16 protein-coding genes and 1 riboswitch are annotated in these 21,884 nt (G+C 29.1%); all 16 genes read left to right on the top strand.

The features are described from left to right. The first annotated feature begins 155 nt into the window (after positions 1-155). The 16 genes from ade (at position 156) to aroC (ending at position 21,883) form a co-directional block, all read left to right on the top strand. Complete coding sequence (gene ade / locus IC174_RS13365; protein WP_227483117.1) at positions 156-1,853, top strand: adenine deaminase; 1,698 nt, start codon at positions 156-158, stop codon at positions 1,851-1,853. Between the two features lie 257 nt (positions 1,854-2,110). Beyond that, a complete protein-coding gene (gene bcp / locus IC174_RS13360) occupies positions 2,111-2,569 on the top strand; it encodes a thioredoxin-dependent thiol peroxidase (protein WP_227483116.1) in 459 nt (152 codons plus the stop codon). 15 nt (positions 2,570-2,584) lie between these two features. Continuing rightward, positions 2,585-3,328 carry a peroxide stress protein YaaA gene (gene yaaA, locus IC174_RS13355; protein WP_227483115.1) on the top strand — a complete coding sequence of 248 codons (744 nt, stop codon included), beginning with the start codon at positions 2,585-2,587 and terminating at the stop codon, positions 3,326-3,328. 129 nt (positions 3,329-3,457) lie between these two features. Next, positions 3,458-6,115: a calcium-translocating P-type ATPase, PMCA-type gene (locus tag IC174_RS13350; protein WP_227483114.1), complete on the top strand. Its 2,658-nt coding sequence runs from the start codon at positions 3,458-3,460 to the stop codon at positions 6,113-6,115. 53 nt (positions 6,116-6,168) lie between these two features. Then, positions 6,169-6,271: riboswitch (SAM riboswitch) on the top strand. A gap of 109 nt (positions 6,272-6,380) precedes the next feature. Then, positions 6,381-7,646 carry an O-acetylhomoserine aminocarboxypropyltransferase/cysteine synthase family protein gene (locus tag IC174_RS13345; protein ID WP_227436055.1) on the top strand — a complete coding sequence of 422 codons (1,266 nt, stop codon included), beginning with the start codon at positions 6,381-6,383 and terminating at the stop codon, positions 7,644-7,646. Positions 7,647-7,675: 29 nt separating this feature from the next. After that, positions 7,676-8,566: a homoserine O-succinyltransferase gene (locus tag IC174_RS13340; protein ID WP_227483113.1), complete on the top strand. Its 891-nt coding sequence runs from the start codon at positions 7,676-7,678 to the stop codon at positions 8,564-8,566. A gap of 152 nt (positions 8,567-8,718) precedes the next feature. After that, positions 8,719-9,351, top strand: a complete 633-nt coding sequence (locus tag IC174_RS13335; RefSeq protein WP_227436059.1) for a TetR/AcrR family transcriptional regulator — start codon at positions 8,719-8,721, stop codon at positions 9,349-9,351. Between the two features lie 298 nt (positions 9,352-9,649). Beyond that, complete coding sequence (locus tag IC174_RS13330) at positions 9,650-10,093, top strand: MarR family transcriptional regulator (protein WP_227436061.1); 444 nt, start codon at positions 9,650-9,652, stop codon at positions 10,091-10,093. Between the two features lie 30 nt (positions 10,094-10,123). Beyond that, positions 10,124-11,941, top strand: coding sequence for an ATP-dependent zinc metalloprotease FtsH (ftsH, locus tag IC174_RS13325; RefSeq protein WP_227436062.1), 1,818 nt, complete (start codon positions 10,124-10,126; stop codon positions 11,939-11,941). Between the two features lie 298 nt (positions 11,942-12,239). Then, positions 12,240-14,942 (top strand): sensor histidine kinase, encoded by a 2,703-nt coding sequence (locus IC174_RS13320; protein WP_227483112.1) that lies wholly within the window; start codon positions 12,240-12,242, stop codon positions 14,940-14,942. Between the two features lie 34 nt (positions 14,943-14,976). Continuing rightward, positions 14,977-15,675, top strand: a complete 699-nt coding sequence (locus tag IC174_RS13315) for a response regulator (protein ID WP_227483111.1) — start codon at positions 14,977-14,979, stop codon at positions 15,673-15,675. Between the two features lie 313 nt (positions 15,676-15,988). Beyond that, complete coding sequence (locus tag IC174_RS13310) at positions 15,989-16,945, top strand: CorA family divalent cation transporter (RefSeq protein ID WP_227436068.1); 957 nt, start codon at positions 15,989-15,991, stop codon at positions 16,943-16,945. 468 nt (positions 16,946-17,413) lie between these two features. Continuing rightward, the gene (gene aroF, locus IC174_RS13305; RefSeq protein WP_227436070.1) at positions 17,414-18,427 is read left to right on the top strand and encodes a 3-deoxy-7-phosphoheptulonate synthase; all 1,014 of its coding nucleotides are present in this window, start codon (positions 17,414-17,416) and stop codon (positions 18,425-18,427) included. Between the two features lie 21 nt (positions 18,428-18,448). Beyond that, positions 18,449-19,513, top strand: coding sequence for a 3-dehydroquinate synthase (gene aroB / locus IC174_RS13300; RefSeq protein ID WP_227483110.1), 1,065 nt, complete (start codon positions 18,449-18,451; stop codon positions 19,511-19,513). After that, positions 19,513-20,826, top strand: a complete 1,314-nt coding sequence (gene aroA / locus IC174_RS13295) for a 3-phosphoshikimate 1-carboxyvinyltransferase (protein ID WP_227483109.1) — start codon at positions 19,513-19,515, stop codon at positions 20,824-20,826. Before aroB ends, aroA begins: the two co-directional genes overlap by 1 nt. After that, positions 20,804-21,883 carry a chorismate synthase gene (aroC, locus tag IC174_RS13290; RefSeq protein ID WP_227483108.1) on the top strand — a complete coding sequence of 360 codons (1,080 nt, stop codon included), beginning with the start codon at positions 20,804-20,806 and terminating at the stop codon, positions 21,881-21,883. Before aroA ends, aroC begins: the two co-directional genes overlap by 23 nt. The last annotated feature ends 1 nt before the right edge of the window (position 21,884 follow it).

Below are 21,884 nucleotides of genomic sequence, written 5' to 3'. Positions count from 1 at the left end.
TCTTATGTTATTTTTATTTAATTTAATAAGCTATGGAATAAATTTCAATCAATACTTTTTATTGAAACTCATATATAATATATATTAATAAATCAAACTATAATATATGATACAACAAGTATATTGATATAAAAAATTTAAGAGGAGTTGTAAAAATGAGCAATTTGAAAAAAAAGTGTGATGTTGCAAGTGGAAGAGATAAAGCTGATATTGTACTTAAAAATGGAACAATTATAAATGTATTCACAGAAGAATTAATAGTAGGAGATGTAGCAATAGTAGATGATACAATTGTTGGAATCGGCGAATATAGTGGTAAAATAGAGATTGATTGTAGTGGTAAATACTTATCACCTGGTTTTATTGATGCACATATGCATATTGAATCTACAATGGTAATGCCAATTGAATTATCAAAAAAATTACTAAAGTCAGGTACAACAACTGTTATAGCTGACCCTCATGAACTAGTCAATGTAAAAGGAGCAAGTGCAATAGACTTTTTACTAGAATCAACAAAAGAAATACCCTTAAATGTATATATTATGCTACCATCATCTGTCCCTGCAACAAGATTTGAAACTAATGGAATAGGAACTTTTAGTGCAAAAGATATGGATGCTTACATAAATAATCCTAGAATCTTAGGATTAGGAGAGGTAATGTGTTTTAATGATGTTATATCTGCGGAAGAGGAAATTTTAGATAAATTAGAGGCTTTTAAAGATAAAATTGCAGATGGACATGCACCAAATATAAGTGGGAAGTCACTTCAAGCATATGTATGTGCAGGAATAAAAAATGACCATGAATGTATAACTTTTAATGAAGTGTATGAAAAATTAAGAGCAGGTTTAAAAATTTTTATAAGAGAAGGAAGTGCAGCAAAAAACTTAGAAGCCATAATAAAGGGATTATTGAAACACAACTTACCAATTGAAGAATTTATGTTTTGTACAGATGATAAACATTTGGATGATATAGAAAAACAAGGTCATATAAGATGGAATATAAAGTGTGCAATCGATTTGGGTATGGAGCCAATTAAAGCTATTAAAATTGCAACTTACAATTCAGCAAGAGCATATGGTCTAAATAGAATTGGAGCAATAGGTGCTGGGTATAAAGCGGATGTTGTTGTTTTAAACAATTTAGAAAACATGGAGGTAGGTAGTGTTTATAAAGATGGTAAATTGATAGATGAGGGAATTTTTTCTGATTATAATTATGAAATTAAGGATAAAGATTTACTCAATACAGTCAAATTTAAAGACGTTGATAGAGAAAAAATACAATTAAAGTCAAATGAAAAAAATTATGTAATGGAAATTGTACCATATCAAATTCTGACAAATAAATTATTTGAATCTATACCAAACAAAAATGGATATTTCAATCCAAATGAAGAATATTCAAAGCTTTGTGTTGTTGAGAGACACAGAATGACTGGAAACATATCAGTTGCACCATTAAAAGGGTTTGGCATAAAAAATGGAGCAATAGCAACTACTGTAGCTCATGATTCACATAATATCATAGTTGCAGGAGATAATGATGATGATATTATAGTTGCAGTAAATTACTTGAGAGATATACAGGGTGGCTATGTAATTGTATCAAATGGAAAAGTACTTGCTCACTTAAGTCTTAAAGTAGCTGGATTAATTAGTACTCTTCCAGCAGATGAAGTGCAAGAAACAACTGATAATATGTTAAAAATAGCAAGAAAAATGGGAGTTCCAAAGTATGTAGACCCTTTTATTACACTTTCATTTATGGCTCTTCCTGTTATTCCAAAAATAAGACTTACTGATTTAGGTCTGTTTGATGTAGAAGAATTTAAATTTATATAGATTAGAGTATTAGAAGAATAAAAATAAATAGGCAGGATTTAATACATAAATTAAATCCTGCTTATTTTAATTACTTAACATAAATTCCAGTTTAAATGTTCTAATCAAATAAAGCTTGAAATTTTCAGTATATAAGATTTACATATTCATGAAAATTTCTATATAAAAAGTAAAATATTTTATTTATATACAGAAATATAGGGTAGTAATATAAATATAGTATAAATTATTGATTAAAAACAAAAGGAGAGATATTTATGTTAAGTATAGGTACAAAAGCACCAGAATTTACATTAGAAGATAAAGATGGAAATAAAGTCAGTATGTCTGATTTTAAGGGGAAAAAAGTGGTAATATATTTTTATCCTAAAGATAATACACCAGGATGCACACGTCAGGCATGTGCATTTAGGAACGCATATGAAGGATTTAGAAATAATGATATACCAGTTATTGGGATAAGTAAAGATAGTATTAAATCACATCAAAAATTTGCAGAAAAGCATGAGCTTCCTTTTATTTTACTTTCTGACCCAGATTTAACTACTATTAAGGCTTTTGATGTGTGGAAAGAGAAAAAAATGTATGGGAAAACTGCTTTAGGAGTTGTTCGTGCAACTTATATTGTAGATGAAAGTGGAATTATTGAAAAAGTTTTTGAAAAAGCAAAACCAGATACAAATGCACAAGAGATTCTTGAATATTTGGAAAAATAGGAGTAGTAGAAATTCATGATCATAATGTTATCACCAGCTAAAAATATGAAGAATGTACAAGAATTTGATAGAGATTTAAGCTTGCCCTGTTTCATAGATAAAGCAAAAGAAATATCAAAGAATATAAAAACCTTTAGTGTAGAGGATTTCAAAAGTAAAATGAAAATCAACGAAAAATTAGCTATATTAAACAAGAGTAGATTTGATAATTTTAAATTTGACAGTTTAGGTACTCCTGCAATCTTAACTTATGCTGGAATACAATATAAAAATATAGAAGCAGAGAATTTTACAAAGCAAGATGAGGAATTTGCAAATAGTTGTATTAGAATCATAAGTGGATTGTATGGGGTCGTAAAACCCTATGATAGTATATATGAATACAGATTAGAAATGCAGACAAAGTTACAGATAAGAGAATTTAAAAATTTATATGAATATTGGGGAGACAGTATATATAACGAATTAAACAAAGAAAATACAGCTATTGTCAATCTTGCATCAAGTGAATACAGCAAAACTGTGGAAAAATTTATTGATGACAATCATACATATGTAACATGTAATTTTAAAATAAATAAAAATAATATGTTAAAAGTCGAATCTACACAAGCAAAGAAAGCTAGAGGAATGATGGTAAAATATATTGTTAAAAATAAAATAGAAGATATTAACGACTTAAAAAAGTTTAACTTAGAAGGGTATAAATATCAAGAAGATTTATCTAATAATAAGGAGTATGTGTTTGTAAAAGAGTAGATATTTTTATATAGACTTTAAATTGAATTGTTAAATTTAGGTAAAATATAATTACTGAGTATTGAATTGAATTGGATTTTAAAATATAATTATTCTTAAATCAAAAAAAGAAAGGAGTGATCTTCCAAAATGGAAAATCACAAACAGATGCCTTGGCATTCGATGGCAACACATGAAGTATTAGAGAGTTTAGACTCATCAGAGGAGGGGCTCACCGATACCGAGGCGGAAAACAGGATTAAAGAGTATGGTTTAAATGAACTGAGAAAAAGACCACCTAGAACAGTTTTACAAATGCTTTGGACCCAAGTTACAGATGCTATGGTATTGATACTAATAGGTGCATCAGTATTATCTTTAGCATTTGGAGAATTTACAGAAGCTTTTGTAATTCTAATAATTGTAACAGTAAATGCAGTTATTGGTATTGTTCAAGAAAAAAAAGCAGAATCATCATTGGAAGCACTAAAAAATATGAATTCACCTACAGCACGTGTTATACGTGATGGTGAAGAAAATGTTATTCAAGCAAGTAATCTTGTAATAGGAGATATTGTTTTTTTAGAAGATGGAGCGATGATTCCAGCAGACATTCGTTTAATAGATACATCTAGTTTAAAAATTCAAGAAGCTTCTTTAACAGGAGAGTCTGTCCCATCAGAAAAAGATTCAGATGGCATTTTACCTGAAGAATGTGTATTAGGAGACCGTAGTAATATGGCCTATACGTCTTCAATTGTCACATATGGTAGAGGTGTAGGTGTTGTAGTTGCAACTGGGATGGACACAGAAGTAGGTAATATAGCACATCTTTTAGATTCACAAAATGATTTTGATACTCCTATAAAACGTAAACTTAATACTGTTGGAAAAACATTAAGTGTTATAGGTATTATTGTATGCGTTATTATATTTGCAATAGGTGCATTTTATCAGAGACCTCTCTTACCAATGTTTATGATTGCAATTTCACTTGCTATATCAATCATTCCAGAGGGATTACCTGCAACAGCAACCATTGTAATGGCTCTAGGTGTGCAACGTATGGCTAAAAGAAACGCTTTGATTAGAAAGTTGCCAGCAGTTGAAACATTAGGAGGAGCTACAGTAATATGTTGTGATAAAACTGGTACATTAACCTTAAATAAAATGACTGTTACACATATTGCTGTAAATGGCGATTTTGAATCTGGAAAAGTAACATCAATAGATACTGCGTCTGAGAAACATCCACTAGTATATAAAGAGCTTGTTTATGCTGGTGCACTTTGTAACGATGCATGTATAAATCCAGATAAAAAAGATGAAATATTAGGTGATCCAACAGAAGGTTCATTGATTTTTATGGCTAATAAATTTGGAATAGATCAAGAAGCTCTTGAAGAGAAATATCCACGTGTATTTGAGCAACCTTTTGATTCTGACAGAAAATGTATGACAACTGTTCATGATATAGATGGAAAAATCACAGCATATACTAAAGGTGCAGTGGATGAACTTCTCCATTTATGTACCAAAATATTAACATCAAAAGGTGAAAGAAACATTACAGAGATGGACAAAAAAAACATACACGAATTATGTCTTACTATGTCTAAAGATGCATTACGTGTACTTGGTTTTGCTAAGCGTGAAATTCTATCGATACCAAAGGAAGATAGTGAAAACATAGAATATGATTTGACATTTATTGGTATGGTTGGTATGATTGACCCACCAAGAACCGAGGTAACTGATGCAGTAAAAACTTGTAAAGAAGCGGGCATAAGAACCATAATGATAACAGGTGACCATAAAGTCACTGCCACAACAATAGCTCATGAACTTGGAATTTGGAATGAAGGAAATACTGTTATATCTGGTGATGAACTTGATAATTTAAGTGATGATGAACTTGATAAAGCTGTTAAAAATGTGACAGTATTTGCTCGTGTATCACCATTTGATAAACTTAGAATTATACAGTCTCTAAAAAGAATTGGAGAAGTACCAGCAATGACTGGAGATGGGGTAAATGACTCCCCTGCATTAAAGTCTGCTGATATTGGTATAGCTATGGGTATAAGTGGTACAGATGTGGCAAAAGATTCTTCAGATATGATTTTAATGGATGATAGTTTTACCACAATTGCATATGCAATAAAAGAAGGTAGACGTGTATATAGAAATATACAAAAGGTTATACAATTCTTGCTTGTTGGAAATATAGCAGAGATACTTACACTATTTGTTGCAATATTGTTAAACTGGGATACTCCACTTCTTGCTGTGCATATTCTATGGGTAAACCTTGCAACAGCAACTCTTCCAGCTCTTGCTCTTGGAGTTGACCCACCAAGTAGAAATATAATGAAGCATCAGCCTGTTAAATCAGAAAGTTTGTTTGAAAAAAACCTTGTACAAAGAGTTATTACTCAGGGGATATTTGTAGCAATAATGACCATTTTAGCATATAAAATTGGTCTTAATATAGGAAACCATACTGTAGGTCAAACAATGGCATTCTGTGTATTAGCATTTTCACAAATGTTGCGTGCATTTAGCCAGCGTTCAAATACAGATTCTATGTTTACTAGAAATAGTGGTAAAAACCCATTTCTTTTAATCTCATTTTTAACTTCTGCTTTGCTTATGGCAGTTATATTATTTGTCCCTAATTTTAGAGATGCATTTAATTTAACTGTTTTAAATAGTTCACAGTGGCTTGTAACAGTTATTTTAGCTATAATGTCTGTAGTTCAAGTAGAGGTTGGAAAATTTCTTAAAAGAAAATTATATAAAAAATAGTTGACAAAATTAGGAAAAAAATATAAGATATAAAACATAGAAAAATTAAATAAATCTTATCCAGAGAGGTGGAGGGACTGGCCCTATGAAACCCGGCAACCAGTATATTTATATACATTGGTGCTAAATCCTGCGGCGAAAGCTGAGAGATGAGTATAATTAAGCTTATACAGAGCCTGAGTTATATACTCAGGCTTTATTTATTTTAAATCTCATCTGACAAATAGTTTAATTTTCTTAATTAAAATCTAAGGGGGATACAAAAATGTATAACAAAGAAACAATATGTGTGCAAGGAAATTATAAGCCAGGAAATGGAGAACCAAGAGTTTTACCTTTATATCAAAGTACAACTTTTAAATATAGTAGTATAGACCAACTTGCTGACTTATTTGATTTAAAAGCTGATGGTCATATGTATTCCAGAATAAGTAATCCTACAGTTCAAGCTTTTGAAGAAAAGATAAGTTTGTTAGAGGGAGGAGTATCATCTGTTGCTGTATCATCAGGTCAATCTGCAAATATGTTAGCAGTTTTAAATATATGTAAATCTGGAGATAGTATACTTTGTTCTTCAAAAGTATATGGAGGAACATTTAATTTATTAGGGCCTAGTCTTAAAAAATTTGGAATAGATTTAATATCATTTGATTTAGATGCAAGTGAAGATGAAATAGTAGAACTTGCAAATGAAAATACTAAAGTTGTATTTGCAGAAACACTTGCAAATCCAACTCTTGAAGTTATAGATTTTGAAAAAATAGCAAATGTAGCTAAAAGAATTAATGTTCCATTTATAGTTGATAACTCATTAGCATCACCAGTACTTTGTAATCCGCTAAAATATGGAGCAAACATAGTCACTCATTCTACTACAAAATACTTAGATGGCCATGCTTCAAGTGTTGGTGGAATTATAGTAGATGGTGGAAATTTTAACTGGGACAATGGGAAATTTCCAGAATTAGTTGAGCCAGACCCAACATATCATGGAATAAGTTATACTGAGAAGTTTGGCAATGCTGCATATGCTACTAAAACAAGAGTTCAATTACTTAGAGACTATGGAAATTGCCTGAGTCCATTTAACGCATATCTTACTAATTTAAATATTGAAACACTACATCTTAGAATGGAGAGACATAGTGAAAATGCACTTAAGATAGCTGAGTTTTTAGAAAAACATAAAAATGTAGATTGGATTAACTATCCAGGGCTTGAAAATAATAAGTATTATGGAAATGCCAAGAAATATCTATCAAAAGGATGTAGTGGAGTTTTATCATTTGGAGTAAAAGGAGGACTTGAAAATGCTAAAAAATTTGTGGAAAAACTACAAATAGCAGCATTAGTAACTCATGTATCAGATGTAAGAACTTGTGTTATACATCCAGCTTCAACTACTCACAGACAATTAACAGAAGAACAATTAATTGCGTCTGGAGTATTACCTTCCCTAATAAGATTATCTGTTGGAATAGAAAATGTAGAGGATTTAATAGCTGATTTAAATCAAGCTTTAAATTTCTAATAGTATAAGAGAAAGAGAAGTGAAAAGATATGGCTTTAATACTACCAAAGGGACTACCTGTTATTAATAAATTATTAGATGAAGGAATAGATGTAATTTGTAAAGAAGACTTTAATAAAGATTTAGAATACAAAGAAAATATAGATACTAAAATAGCTATATTAAATCTAATGCCAATAAAAATAGATACAGAGTTAGATTTACTTAGAAGAATAGACAAGACAGGTTTTAATGTATCTGTAGAATTTATTAAAATCTCAACAAGAGAGAGTAAAAGAAGTTGTAATGAATATGTTAAGAATTTTTATAAAACATTTGATGAAGCAAAAAAAGAATCTTTTGATGGTTTTATAATAACAGGAGCTCCAGTTGAACAAATGGAGTTTGAAGAAGTTGATTATTGGGATGAACTAAAAGATATTATGGATTATTCTAAAAGAAAGGCTAAATCTACATTATATATATGTTGGGCAGCTCAAGCAGGTCTTTACAAATACTACAATGTAAAAAAACTTCCATTAAGTCAAAAATGTTTTGGAGTATTTAAGCATGAAGTGGATAAAAATAGTAAGATAGTAGATGGATTTGAAAAAGAGTTTTTTGCTCCACATTCAAGACACACTACTGTAAATATTGAAACTTTGAAAAATAATGATGAATTGAGCATTGTAAGCCATTCTAAAGAAGCTGGTCCTTATATAATTACAAATTCAAGAGATGTATTTGTAATGGGTCACAGTGAGTATGATAAATACACTTTAGATAAAGAATATAAAAGAGATGTAGATAGAGGTGATAAAATCTCAATACCTAAAAATTATTATATAAATGATGATCCTTCAAAAGAACCAACTGTTAAATGGAAAAAGCATTCAGAACTTTTGTTTAGAAATTGGATAAAAAACTATCTAATAATATAAAACGCAACTAAAAAATATGAGAATCTATAAGGTATAAAAGTAATTATCATACTTCTTTATACCTTATTTTTATTTTATAAAATTGACATTATAAAAGTAGTTTTATATAATAAAACTAAACCGACTGTTGGTCTATTGAAAGGAGAAAGTATATGAGAATTATAAAAGACCCTGAAGAACGTAAAAATGAAATACTTGATACAGCTGAAATGCTTTTTTGTACTAAAGGTTATACAAAAACTACTGTAAATGATATTTTAAATGAGATTGGAATTGCAAAAGGAACATTTTATTACTATTTTAAATCTAAAGAAGAGGTAATGGATGAAATTATAACTAGAATTATAGATAATGATATAAAGATGTTGAAAGAAATTGCTTCAAATCCAGATATTCCAGTTATTGAAAAGTTCTTTCAGATATTAATATCTCAAAGACCTAAAGTTGGAGGAAGTAAAGAAAAAGTGATTAACCAATTTCAACAACCCAACAATGCTGAGATGCATCAAAAGACAATAGTCAAAACTATTTTAAATTTTACACCTATATTAACAGAGGTAGTAGAACAAGGTATAAGAGAAGGTGTATTCAATACAAAATATCCAAAAGAGACAATAGAGTTTTTACTTGTTTCTTCTGAGTGTATATTTGATAAAGGCATGTTTGATTGGGATAATGATGAAATACTGCAAAAAGCAAAGGCATTTGTTTGTATTATGGAAACGACCTTGGGAGCACATAAAGGAAGTTTTGATTTTGTATATAATATGTTAACAGAAGATTAAATTTATTGTAATAGTAAATAACTTTAGATTTTTATTTTTGAATAAGATTAAAATGAGAGGAATCGGTGTAAAATAAATACATCGATTTTTTATTAAAAATATCTTATTCAAAAATTTCAATAAGATAAGATAAACTATTTATAACTGAAGTTACAATATTGTTATTGACAATAAATCCTTAATACTATAATATTTAATACATTAAATATTTATAGTGTTAAGGATTATTTATAAAATATTTTTGAATTTAAAGTTAAAAATATTAGTAAAATAAAGTATTTTTACAGGGAGAATTTATATGGATGAGATAAGTTTTAAAAAAGCACTGCTAGAATTAACTAGAGATATAAATATCAAATTTACAACTTCATTAAGTCAGTTCTATCAACCACTTGGGATTACAGCAGTACAAGCTTTGATTTTATCAGAACTATGTGAACATGGAGAGAAAAAAATAAGTGATTTAGGTAAAAATTTGAATATGACAAATAGCAATGTGTCAGTAATATGTCAAAGACTCGAAAAAAATGGATTTTTAAATCGTATAAGAGATAAAGAAGACCAACGAATTGTAAAAGTTAAAGTTACAGAAAAATCGCTGGATATACAAGAAAATATTTCAAGTAGTATTTTTGATGACTATTTTGAAAATATGACTAGTGAAAAATTGCAAGATATGGAAGATATAATAGAGGGCTTAGAAAAATTAAATAGGCTTTTAACTCATATTGATTGCAAATAACATAAAATTAATTTAAAGGAGAACAAAATTATGGATGAACACAAACCACAAAAGAGGTCAATACTCTATTATTATACAATAATAATAATAGTAGTAATGTTTTTAAATGCTTTAATATTTCCAAGTCTAATGGATAAAAAAATGGTTGAGATTGATTATGGAAAATTTCTTACAATGTTAGATTCAGGAAAGGTTAAATCTGTTGAAATAGAAAGTAATAAAATTGCAATAAGCCCATCTAGTAGTAAGGATAAAAATATATACATAACTGGTAGAATGGATGACCCAGAACTAGTTGATAGATTAAAAGATGCAAAAGTAGAATTTACTAAGATTATTCCTAAAGAAAATTCACCTCTTTTGAGTATTTTACTTACATGGATAGTACCTATAGGTATTCTTATGCTATTTGGTAATTTAATGATGAAATCAATGCAAAAACGAATGGGTGGCAATAGTATGCAATTTGGAAAGAGTAATGCCAAAATGTATGTATCTGCTCAAAGTGGAAAAAGATTTAATGATGTAGCTGGTCAAGATGAGGCAAAAGAAGCTCTAAGCGAGATAGTAGATTTCTTACACAATCCAGAAAAATACAAAAAAATAGGAGCACAAATGCCAAAAGGTGCACTTTTAGTAGGGCCTCCAGGAACAGGAAAGACACTACTTGCAAAAGCTGTGGCAGGTGAAGCAGATGTACCATTTTTCTCAATATCTGGTTCTGAATTTGTTGAGATGTTTGTAGGTATGGGAGCATCTAGAATACGTGATTTATTTAAACAAGCTAAAGAAAAAGCTCCATGTATAGTGTTTATAGATGAAATTGATACTATAGGTAAAAAGCGTGATAATGGAAGTGGAATAGGCGGAAATGATGAACGTGAACAAACTTTAAATCAATTATTAAGTGAAATGGATGGATTTGATGGTGGAATAGGTGTAGTAATACTAGCTGCAACGAATAGACCTGATAGTCTTGATAAAGCATTACTTCGCCCAGGACGATTTGATAGACGTATACCAGTTGAACTTCCAGACCTTGGAGGACGAGAAGCTATCTTAAAGGTACATGCTAAAAATGTAAATGTAGACTCAAATATAGATTATAATGCAATTGCTAGGTCTACATCAGGTGCATCTGGAGCAGAACTTGCAAATATTGTAAATGAAGCAGCACTTTTAGCAGTTAAGTCTGGCAGAGATGTAGTAGAGCAACAAGATTTTGAGGAATCTGTTGAGACTGTAATTGCAGGATATCAACGTAAAGGAGCTGTGATTTCTGATAAAGAAAAGAAAATCATAGCTTACCATGAAATAGGTCATGCACTTGTTGCTGCAATGCAGAAACATTCTGCACCTGTCCATAAAATTACAATAATACCTAGGACTTCAGGTGCATTGGGTTATACTATGCAAGTTGCAGAAGATGAAAGTGTACTTATGTCCAAAGAGGAAGCCATTGATAAAATAACTACTTTTACAGGTGGTCGTGCTGCTGAAGAAGTTATTTTTGATACTTGTACATCAGGTGCATCAAATGATATAGAGCAAGCTACTAAGATTGCAAGAGCTATGGTTACTCGTCTTGGTATGAGTGAGGAATTTGATATGGTTGCTCTTGAAACAGTAAGTAATCAGTACCTAGGAGGAGACTCTTCTCTTGCTTGTTCTTCAGATACTGCAGCTAAAATTGATGAAGAAGTATTTAGAATAGTAAAGACTTGTCATAAAAAAGCAATTGAGATTTTAGAGAATAATATTGATAAGCTACATGAACTTGCTGAATATTTATTAGAAAAAGAGACAATTACAGGTGATGAGTTCATGGAAATACTGAATTTAAAGTAACCATGTTGAAATAAAGATTGTAGTAATAGTTTTATTTAAAGATATATTTTCATATTTAAAAATGTTAATGTATTTTCAATAAAATATAAATAAATATCTATATAAATCAAAACAAGAGAATCGATAAAAATGACTGTGTAAAAAATAAAAATGCCTAAATAATAGGCATTTTTATTTTACAATTAAACTACATACTTGTATCTTTACATAATCTTAATCATTAAAAATACATCTTAACTACATTTTTATACTAGAATTGATATTATAATAGTAATGAAATGTACAAGGAGGTTGTTTGATGGACAGACCAAATCCTGATATTCTATTAAAAAAAATAAAGAATGAAGAAAAAAAACTAAATAGAGGTCAGTTAAAAATATTTTTTGGGTATGCAGCAGGTGTAGGTAAAACTTATTCTATGTTGGAGTCTGCACAAAATTTAAAAAAAGTAGGGGTTGATGTAGTTGTTGGATATATTGAACCACATACTAGACCAGAAACATTAGCATTACTTGACGGATTAGAGACTCTTCCTGTAAAAGAAATAGAATATAAATCTATAAAATTAAAAGAGTTTGATTTAGATGCAGCATTAGCAAGAAAGCCAGAAGTTATATTAGTTGATGAGTTTGCTCACTCTAATGTCACTGGGTTAAGGCATACTAAAAGATGGCAGGATATAGAAGAATTATTACTAGCAGGTATAAATGTATATACTACTGTAAATGTACAACATCTAGAAAGTTTAAATGATATTGTGGAGATAATTACAAATGTATCAGTCAAAGAAACTATACCAGATAAATTTTTAGATACAAGTACACAATTAGAGCTTATAGATGTTGAACCTGACGTACTTCTTGAAAGATTTAATGAAGGTAAAATATATAAAAAGGAACAGGCAATTAGAGCAAAAGATAATTTTTTTATAAAAGACAATCTAGTTGCACTTAGGGAAATTGCACTTAGAAAAACAGCCGAAAGAGTAAATAAAGAAGTTCAAATGACTAGATTATCAAAGGGTGATGTAACAGTAATACCTACATCAGATACACTTCTTGCATGTATAAGCCCATCTCCATCTTCAGCCAAGGTTATTAGAACTGCATCTAGGATAGCAGATAGTACGTTTGCTAAGTGGATAGCTTTATATGTTGAAACTCCAAATACAGCAAAATTGCCTTTTGAGGAGCAAAAACAATTACAAAACAATTTAAAACTAGCTAAGAAGTTGGGTGCTGAGATAATTGTTTTACATGGTGAAAATGTAATAGAACAGATACTTAGAATTGCCAAGATAAGAAATGTAACAAAAATTGTAATAGGCAGAAATCATTCAAATACTAAAAAATTGAGTAAAAAACTGAAAAAAGATATAGTTGACAAATTAATAGATGAAGTTGATTATATAGATATACATATAATCCCTTATAAATTTGCTTCAGAGGTTAAATATAGACCTAAAAAAGATAACTCATCAATAAAATCAAAATTTAAAATTAGTAAAACTGATTTTATAAAACTTATAATTATTACTTCAGTGATAAGCATTTTGGCATATATAGTACAAAGTATGGGATTTATAAGAGAAAATATATTACTAATATATATGTTAGGTGTAGTTTTGGTTTCTATGTGGACTAAAGGGTATAGTACAGGTATAATAAGTTCTGTATTTAACATAGTACTGTTAAATTATTTTTTTACAGCACCTTTATATACACTGTCAATAGCTGATTCAAATTATATAGTAACATTAGTTGTATTCTCAATAGTTGGTATAATAACTAGTACTCTTACATCCAAGATACAACATGAAGCAGATACAGTTGCTAAAAGAGAAGAAAATACAAAAATGATATATCAAATCATTAAGGGATTTTTAAGATTGTCGAATAAAGATGATATAGTAAATAAGGGTATAGAACTTTTATGTCTTAGTCTAAGTAGAGATATAGTTTGTTATTTAAATGTGGATAAGGATAAGAAATCAAAGTTCTATAAAAAAAATACTGCTAATAAGGACAAAAATGATTTAGATATAGAAGATGAAAAGGCTGTTGCAAGTTGGGTATTGTCTAATTCAACAGTAGCAGGTAGTGATACAGATACACTTCCTGGTTCAAAAGGATATTATATACCAATTATAGGTATGAATTCAACTTTGGGAGTCATTGGTATATCATGTGTTGATTCAAAATTAGATACAGAAGATATAAGTTTAATTGAAACAATAACTGCTCAAATGGCAATAGCTCTTGATAGAGAAATTCTATCAGAAGCAAAAGAAAACACTAATCTTGAGATAGAAAGAGAGAGGCTTAGAAGCAATCTTTTAAGAGCAGTTTCACATGACCTCAGAACACCATTAGCAGGAATATCTGGAGCAGTTAGTACAATTATAAAAAATAAGGATACTATAGGTCAGGATATAATAGACGAATTACTTAGTGGTGTATATGAAGATACTCAGTGGTTAATAAGACTTGTTGAAAATTTGCTTAGCATGACTAAGATAGATGAAGGAAAGTTAGAAGTCAAAAAACGTTCTGAACTTGTTGAGGAAATTATATCAGAGTCATTGCAAAATATAAAAAAAAGAATTGAAAATGCAATTATAGATATTAATATACCAGAGCAAATATTATTTGTTCCTATGGATGCCAAATTAATAGAACAGGTTTTAATTAATCTAATAGATAATGCTTTAAAATATTCAAAAGAGGATTGTAAGATAAATATAATTGTATATGAAAAAGAAGATTATGTTTGGTTTGAAGTGTCTGACAATGGTCCTGGAATATCAAAAGAATTGAAAGAGCATATATTTGATCGATTTTTTACTGGAGAAGAAGGTACTAAGGATTCTAGAAAAGGTGTTGGACTTGGATTATCAATTTGTAAATCTATAATTCAAGCTCATAAAGGTGAAATTTTAGTAGTAAACAATAAAGATAAAGGTTCAACTTTTAAATTTAGTTTGCCAAAAGAAAATGAATAGTATGAAATTTTGAAATTTAGTTTTGGAGGAAGAAATGAGTAAAAAACTTATATTGTTAGTAGAGGATGATAAAACAATAAGAAAATTTATATCTACTGCACTTACAACTCAAGATTATGATGTTAAAGAGGCTATAACTGGTAAAGAAGGAATATCAATTGCTGTATCATATTCTCCAGATGTCGTTCTATTAGATTTAGGGTTAGAAGATATGGATGGAATAGAGGTAATAAAAGCTATTAGGCAGTTTTCAAATATACCAATAATTGTAGTTTCAGCGAGAGAACAAGACAGAGAAAAGGTAGAAGTGTTTGATGCAGGTGCAGATGATTACTTAACAAAACCATTTTCTATAGTAGAGTTATTAGCTAGGGTCAGAGTAGCGTTTAGACACTCACAAGTAGAATTACAACAAAAAGAAGAGATTAGGTCTACGTTTGAAGTAGGTGAATTATTTATTGATTTTGATAAAAGAAAAGTTATTGTTGACAATAATGAAGTACATTTGACACCAATTGAATATAATATTCTTTCATTACTTGCAAAGCATCATGGAAAAGTACTTACTCATAATTTTATAATAAAAGAAATATGGGGTAGTATTATAGGCAATGAAACTAAGTCTTTAAGGGTTTTTATGGCAACATTAAGACGAAAAATAGAGAAGCAACCTGCTGACCCTAGGTATATAATTACAGAAGTTGGTGTTGGATATAGACTAAATGATGAATAGGCAAAATGGATGCTAAAATTGTATAATTTAGATTAAGTTAAAATGAAGTGTGTATGCTATTATTAATTTAAGTATATGCATTTCATTTTTTAGTACTTTTTTAACATTGATAATATTAAACACATTTTAAAATAAAAGTATGGTATAATTTGTAAGAAAAGTCTAAGTTAAAAAATAAAAGATTTAATATTTATTTTCTAATAAATTTAATATAAATAAATATTAAATAATAATTACTGAAATAGTGAAAAATAATTACAGTAATAAATATATATAATTTTAAAAATGTAAATTGAGGTTTAGGAGTAGATTTATGTATATATTGAATTTAAATACAAGAGAGATTGCAAAAGATTTTAGAACAAAATTTTATATACCAGAAAATTCATATCTTATATTAAGTGCTCCAAAAAATTTAAAATTACTCAAGGAAACTTTGGATATAGATGAAATAACATTTAATGATTGTCTTAAATTTGATGAAATAACAAAGCTTGATTTATTTGATAATTATGATTTTTTGAGCCTAAATACTTTTGAATTGAGAAATGGAGAAGCTGTTATAGAAGAAGTAAATATGTATTTATCAGATAATTTTATATTAGTTGTTGTAAATGAAGAGCATTTTCTATTTGAATTTGTAAAGAATCTTATTTTAAAAAACTCTCAACTTGAAAAAAATCCTGTCATAAACCTTTTTAAGATAAATTATTTAATTTTTAGAGAAGTTATAAAAAATGGTTTTGAATCTTTAGAAAAAGTTGAAGAATTAATTCTTGAAATAGAAGATGAGATGATGGACAATATTCATAAAAATCATGTTTCTAGAATAAGTGATGTAAGAGGATTGACTAGAACTATAGTTAAAAACACCAGACCACTTTTATATATTGGAGATAGAATAGTTAAAGAAAATATACGATATTTAAAATACTCGAATGTAAAAAAATATAATCTTGAAAATTTTCAAGGGATAGATTTTGGTATTGATAAATTATATAATTTTGCACTATCAACACGTGAGTTAGCAGATAAACTCCTAGATATTTATTCTTCTAGAGTAGGTGAAAAAACGAATCACTTAATTACAAAATTGACCCTACTTACGGCTATCTCTGCACCACTTACAATTATAACAGGAATATATGGAATGAACTTTAGGTATATGCCAGAACTAAACTGGCTTTATGGATATCCAGCAACATTACTTTTGATGTTAGGCATAGTTTTTGTTGGAATTATAATATTTAAAATAAAAAAATTATTGTAAAAATAAGATGCTTTTTAAACGATTTTAGAAAAATATATTAAAAGAAAAAGTGTATTAAGAAAATAAAAAAATATTTTAAATTGAAAATATTTATAGAAAATATTGACAATTATATTTTCTTTGCTATAATTATTAAACAAGAAGATTAATAAATTATAAAAATGGAGGATAATACTATGAAAGGGATTTTAAAAGAACTAGTGGCAAAACTTTATAGCTTTTTTTATTTTATGTTCTGGGGCTTTTATTTTAGCGCTGGCTATTTCTTTTACAAAAATACATGTAATTCCTTTCTGGTGAGGCCTTGATTTTAATAACCTTGGGCATAGGTCAATTTTATAAAAATGATTATTTTATATGGTCATGTAAGATTTGATGCTTAATAGATTATTTTAGAGAACTCATTAATGAGTTCTCTTTTTTATTTTAAACTCAAGTATAAAAATATAACATTAGGGGGTAGTAAAGATGATAGTGGTATTAAAAGTAGGAGCAGATAAGAGAGAAGTTAAGAAATTAATAGAAGCTATTTGTAAAGAAGGTGTAGAAGTGAATCCTATAGATGGAAAAGAATTAACTGTTTTGGGGTTAGTTGGAGATACTAGTAAAATAGATGCCAAAAGAATAGAAGCAAATAAGGTGGTTGAAAAAGTTATGCATGTAGTAGAACCTTTTAAAAAAGCAAATAGAAAATTTCATCCAGAACCTTCAATTATAAATGTAGATGGTATGGAAATTGGGTCAAAAAAACTTACTATGATAGCTGGTCCTTGTTCTGTTGAAACAGAGGAACAAATAGTTTCTATAGCTGAAGATGTAAAAAAATCAGGAGCAGGATTTTTAAGAGGAGGAGCATTCAAGCCAAGAACATCTCCATACGCTTTCCAAGGATTAAGATATGATGGATTAGATTTATTAAAAAAAGCAAAAGAAAAAACAGGTCTTCCTATAGTTACAGAAATAATGTCAACACAAGATATAGATGTATTTGAAGAAAATGTAGATGTAATTCAAGTTGGAGCAAGAAACATGCAAAACTTCGATTTATTGAAAGAATTAGGAAAAACAAATAAAACAATACTTTTAAAAAGAGGATTATCTGCTACAATTGAAGAGTGGCTAATGTCAGCTGAATATATAATGGCTGGAGGAAACGAAAGTGTGGTTCTTTGTGAAAGAGGTATAAGAACTTTTGAAACATACACTAGAAATACTTTGGATTTAAGTGCAATCTTAGCTGTAAAAAAACTTAGCCATTTACCAGTTATAGTTGACCCAAGTCATGCAGCAGGAAAATCATGGATGGTTGACTCTCTATCTAAAGCAGCAATTGCGGTTGGAGCAGATGGTTTAATAATAGAAGTTCATAATGACCCAGCTCATGCACTTTGTGATGGTAAACAATCAATTAAACCAGATGAGTATGAAGGATTAATAAATGAACTAAAAACTATCGCATCAGCAGTTGGAAGAGAAATATAATCTATAGAAGGATGGTTAAACGTGGAAGAAAAATTATTAGTTAATCTAAAAGAGAATAGTTACAATATATTTATAAAAAAAAGTATATTAAAAAATATAGGTAAAGAAATTAAAAAAATATATTCTGGAAATAAGATTTTTATTGTTACAGATGAAAATGTAGCAAAATTATATTTATATGAAGTTAAAAATAATTTGATTGAATCTGGATTTGAAACTAAAGCTATAATATTAGAAGCTGGTGAAGAGACAAAGTCATTTAATACTCTACCTAAAATATATGAAAGTTTACTTGACTTTAAGTTAACTAGAAAAGATTTGATTATCACATTGGGAGGTGGGGTAATTGGAGATTTAGGAGGATTTACGGCAGCAACTTTTTTAAGAGGTGTAAATTTTATTCAAATTCCAACATCTCTATTAGCTCAAGTGGACAGTTCTGTAGGTGGAAAAGTTGGAGTTGACCTTGAAAGGGGAAAAAACTTAGTAGGGAGTTTTTATCAGCCGAAAGCAGTATTTATTGACCCAGATGTATTATCATCTCTTCCAGAAAAATTTTATAGAGATGGAATGGCAGAGGTTATAAAGTATGGATGTATAAAAGATAAAACTTTTTTTTATAAGCTTGCAAACTTAAAAAATAGGGAAGAAGTGATGCAACATATAGAATACATTATACACAAATGTTGCCTTATCAAAAAAACTGTAGTTGAAGCTGATGAGAGAGATTTAGGAGATAGGATGCTTTTAAATTTTGGACACACACTAGGTCATGCTATTGAGAAACACTATAACTTTACAGGTTATACTCATGGAGAAGCTGTTGGTGTAGGCATGTATAAGATAACATTAGAGAGTGAAAAAAAAGGGATTACAAAACAAGGTACATCAGAGCTTATAAAATCAATTTTAATAAATTATGATTTACCTTATGATGTTGAATTAGGAGATAATAAATCCATAATAGATACTATATCTCTTGATAAAAAAAATCTAGGTGATACACTAAAAATAATACTTTTAAAGGATATTGGAGAAAGTATTATATATGATACTACTTCTAAATTTTTTCAGGAGGTAAAATGATGGGAAGCTTAAAAATATATCCAAGCAAATTATCAGGAGATGTGAAAATTCCTCCATCAAAAAGTATGGCACATAGAGCAGTTATTTGTGCAGCTTTAAGTGATGGAAAAAGTAGAATTTCTAATATAGATTTTTCTGATGATATTATAGCTACTATAAGAGCAATGATATCATTAGGAGCAACCATAGAAAAAAAAGAAGACATTTTAGAAATTACAGGAATCTACTCTAAAGAAGCAATTTTAAATAAAGAGAATCAATTGAATCAACCTAAATTGACTATAGATTGTAATGAATCAGGTTCTACTTTAAGGTTTCTGGTACCTATATCTTTATCCTTTGATGGAGTAAAAAGATTTATAGGAAGAGGTAATCTTGGAAAAAGACCACTTAATACTTATTATGAGATATTTGACAGACAAGGCATAGAATACAACTACAAAGAAAATAAACTGGATTTAATTGTATCAGGAAAACTTAAACCAGACGAATTTAGAGTAAAAGGAAATATAAGTTCTCAATTTATAACAGGATTATTATTTATATTACCTACATTAGATAGTGACTCAAAGATAATAATTACCACTGAACTGGAATCTAAAGGGTATTTAGATTTAACTATTTCAACTATGAAAGATTTTGGAGTAGAAATTGTAAATAATAATTATAAAGAATTTATCATAAAAGGAAATCAAACTTATAAATCTATAGATTATAAAGTTGAAGGAGATTATTCTCAAGGTGCATTTTATTTATCAGCAGATGCTATTGGAGAAGATATTAACATACTTGACCTTAAAGAAAATTCTCTTCAAGGAGATAGTGAAGTTATTGAGATTTTATCAAGGATGGGTGTGGAAATTTTAAGAGAAGACAACAAAATTAAAGGAATAACAAATTGTCTAAATAGTACTTTGATAGATGCATCTCAATGCCCAGATATAATACCCGTTTTATCTGTGGTAGCAGCTTTAAGTATAGGGAAGACGACTATAATCAATGCTGGAAGACTTAGAATTAAGGAGTGTGATAGACTTCATGCAATAAATGTTGAGTTAAGTAAGCTTGGGGCAAATATAGAAGAAAAAGAGGATAGTTTGATAATTGAGGGAGTAAGCAAATTAAATGGAGGTGTAGAGGTATGGAGTCACAAAGACCACAGGATTGCCATGACACTTGCAATTGCTTCTTGTAGATGTGATAAACCAATCATATTGAAAGATTTTGAGTGTGTATCAAAGTCTTATCCACATTTTTTTAAAGATTTTGAGATGTTAGGAGGAAGAATTGATGAGTGGAATATGGGGAAATAATTTAAAAATATCCATCTTTGGAGAATCTCATGGAAATGCTATAGGTATAAATATAGATGGTCTTCCAGCTGGCATTGAGTTAGACCTTGATAAGATTGATAAAGAAATGAAGAGAAGAGCACCAGGAAAAAATTCTATATCAACTTCAAGAAATGAAAGTGATATACCAGAAATTTTAAGTGGATATTTTGATGGAAAAACTACAGGAACTCCATTATGTGCAATTATAAGAAATAGTGATACTCGCTCAAAAGATTATGGAGAAGTTAAAAACTTGATGAGACCAGGTCATGCAGACTATACAGGTCATATAAAATATTCTGGGTTTAATGACTATAGAGGAGGAGGACATTTCTCAGGAAGAATAACTGCTCCATTAGTATTTTGTGGTTCTATATGTAAACAAATTTTATCACAAGAAGGTATAGAGATAGGAGCCCACATAAAAAAAATCAAGAATATAGAGGATAAGGGTTTTAATTATATAGACATCTCAATACAAGAATTATTAAATTTACAAAATTTAGAATTACCTTTGCTTGATTTATCAAAAGAAGAAGCTATAAAAAATACTATTCTAGATGCAAAAAATCAGGGAGATTCAGTTGGTGGTATAATTGAATGTGCAGTGGTAGGTGTTAATGTAGGTGTTGGAAATCCGTTTTTTGATTCTGTTGAATCTACTCTATCACATTTACTATTTTCTGTTCCATCTATAAAAGGTGTAGAATTTGGATTAGGATTTGATATTACAGACATGTATGGTTCTCAAAGTAATGATGAAATGTACTATGATGGAGATACAGTAAAAAGTAAAACTAATAATAATGGTGGGATTGTTGGAGGGATTACAACTGGAATGCCAATAGTTTTTAAAGTAGCAATTAAGCCAACTCCATCAATTAGTAAACAACAAAATACTGTTAATATAAAAGATAAAAAAGATGATGTTTTAGCTATTAAAGGTAGACACGACCCTTGTATAGTTCAAAGAGCTGTACCTGTAATAGAAGCAGTAACAGCTATTGGAATTTTTGATTTGATGAAAGGACGATAAT

The sequence above is a fragment of the Clostridioides sp. ES-S-0001-03 genome (assembly GCF_020676075.1).
Lineage (GTDB): Bacteria > Bacillota > Clostridia > Peptostreptococcales > Peptostreptococcaceae > Clostridioides.
This window is presented reverse-complemented; position numbering and strand designations above follow the sequence as displayed.

Bases quoted from the DNA above. Each gene is read 5' to 3' on its own strand.
- ftsH (WP_227436062.1), top strand. From the start codon at position 10,124: ATGGATGAACACAAACCACAAAAGAGGTCAATACTCTATTATTATACA.
- aroF (WP_227436070.1), top strand. From the start codon at position 17,414: ATGATAGTGGTATTAAAAGTAGGAGCAGATAAGAGAGAAGTTAAGAAA.
- IC174_RS13310 (WP_227436068.1), top strand. From the start codon at position 15,989: ATGTATATATTGAATTTAAATACAAGAGAGATTGCAAAAGATTTTAGA.
- aroA (WP_227483109.1), top strand. From the start codon at position 19,513: ATGGGAAGCTTAAAAATATATCCAAGCAAATTATCAGGAGATGTGAAA.
- IC174_RS13350 (WP_227483114.1), top strand. From the start codon at position 3,458: ATGGAAAATCACAAACAGATGCCTTGGCATTCGATGGCAACACATGAA.
- aroC (WP_227483108.1), top strand. From the start codon at position 20,804: ATGAGTGGAATATGGGGAAATAATTTAAAAATATCCATCTTTGGAGAA.
- IC174_RS13330 (WP_227436061.1), top strand. From the start codon at position 9,650: ATGGATGAGATAAGTTTTAAAAAAGCACTGCTAGAATTAACTAGAGAT.
- bcp (WP_227483116.1), top strand. From the start codon at position 2,111: ATGTTAAGTATAGGTACAAAAGCACCAGAATTTACATTAGAAGATAAA.
- IC174_RS13320 (WP_227483112.1), top strand. From the start codon at position 12,240: ATGGACAGACCAAATCCTGATATTCTATTAAAAAAAATAAAGAATGAA.
- IC174_RS13345 (WP_227436055.1), top strand. From the start codon at position 6,381: ATGTATAACAAAGAAACAATATGTGTGCAAGGAAATTATAAGCCAGGA.
- IC174_RS13335 (WP_227436059.1), top strand. From the start codon at position 8,719: ATGAGAATTATAAAAGACCCTGAAGAACGTAAAAATGAAATACTTGAT.
- IC174_RS13340 (WP_227483113.1), top strand. From the start codon at position 7,676: ATGGCTTTAATACTACCAAAGGGACTACCTGTTATTAATAAATTATTA.
- IC174_RS13315 (WP_227483111.1), top strand. From the start codon at position 14,977: ATGAGTAAAAAACTTATATTGTTAGTAGAGGATGATAAAACAATAAGA.
- ade (WP_227483117.1), top strand. From the start codon at position 156: ATGAGCAATTTGAAAAAAAAGTGTGATGTTGCAAGTGGAAGAGATAAA.
- yaaA (WP_227483115.1), top strand. From the start codon at position 2,585: ATGATCATAATGTTATCACCAGCTAAAAATATGAAGAATGTACAAGAA.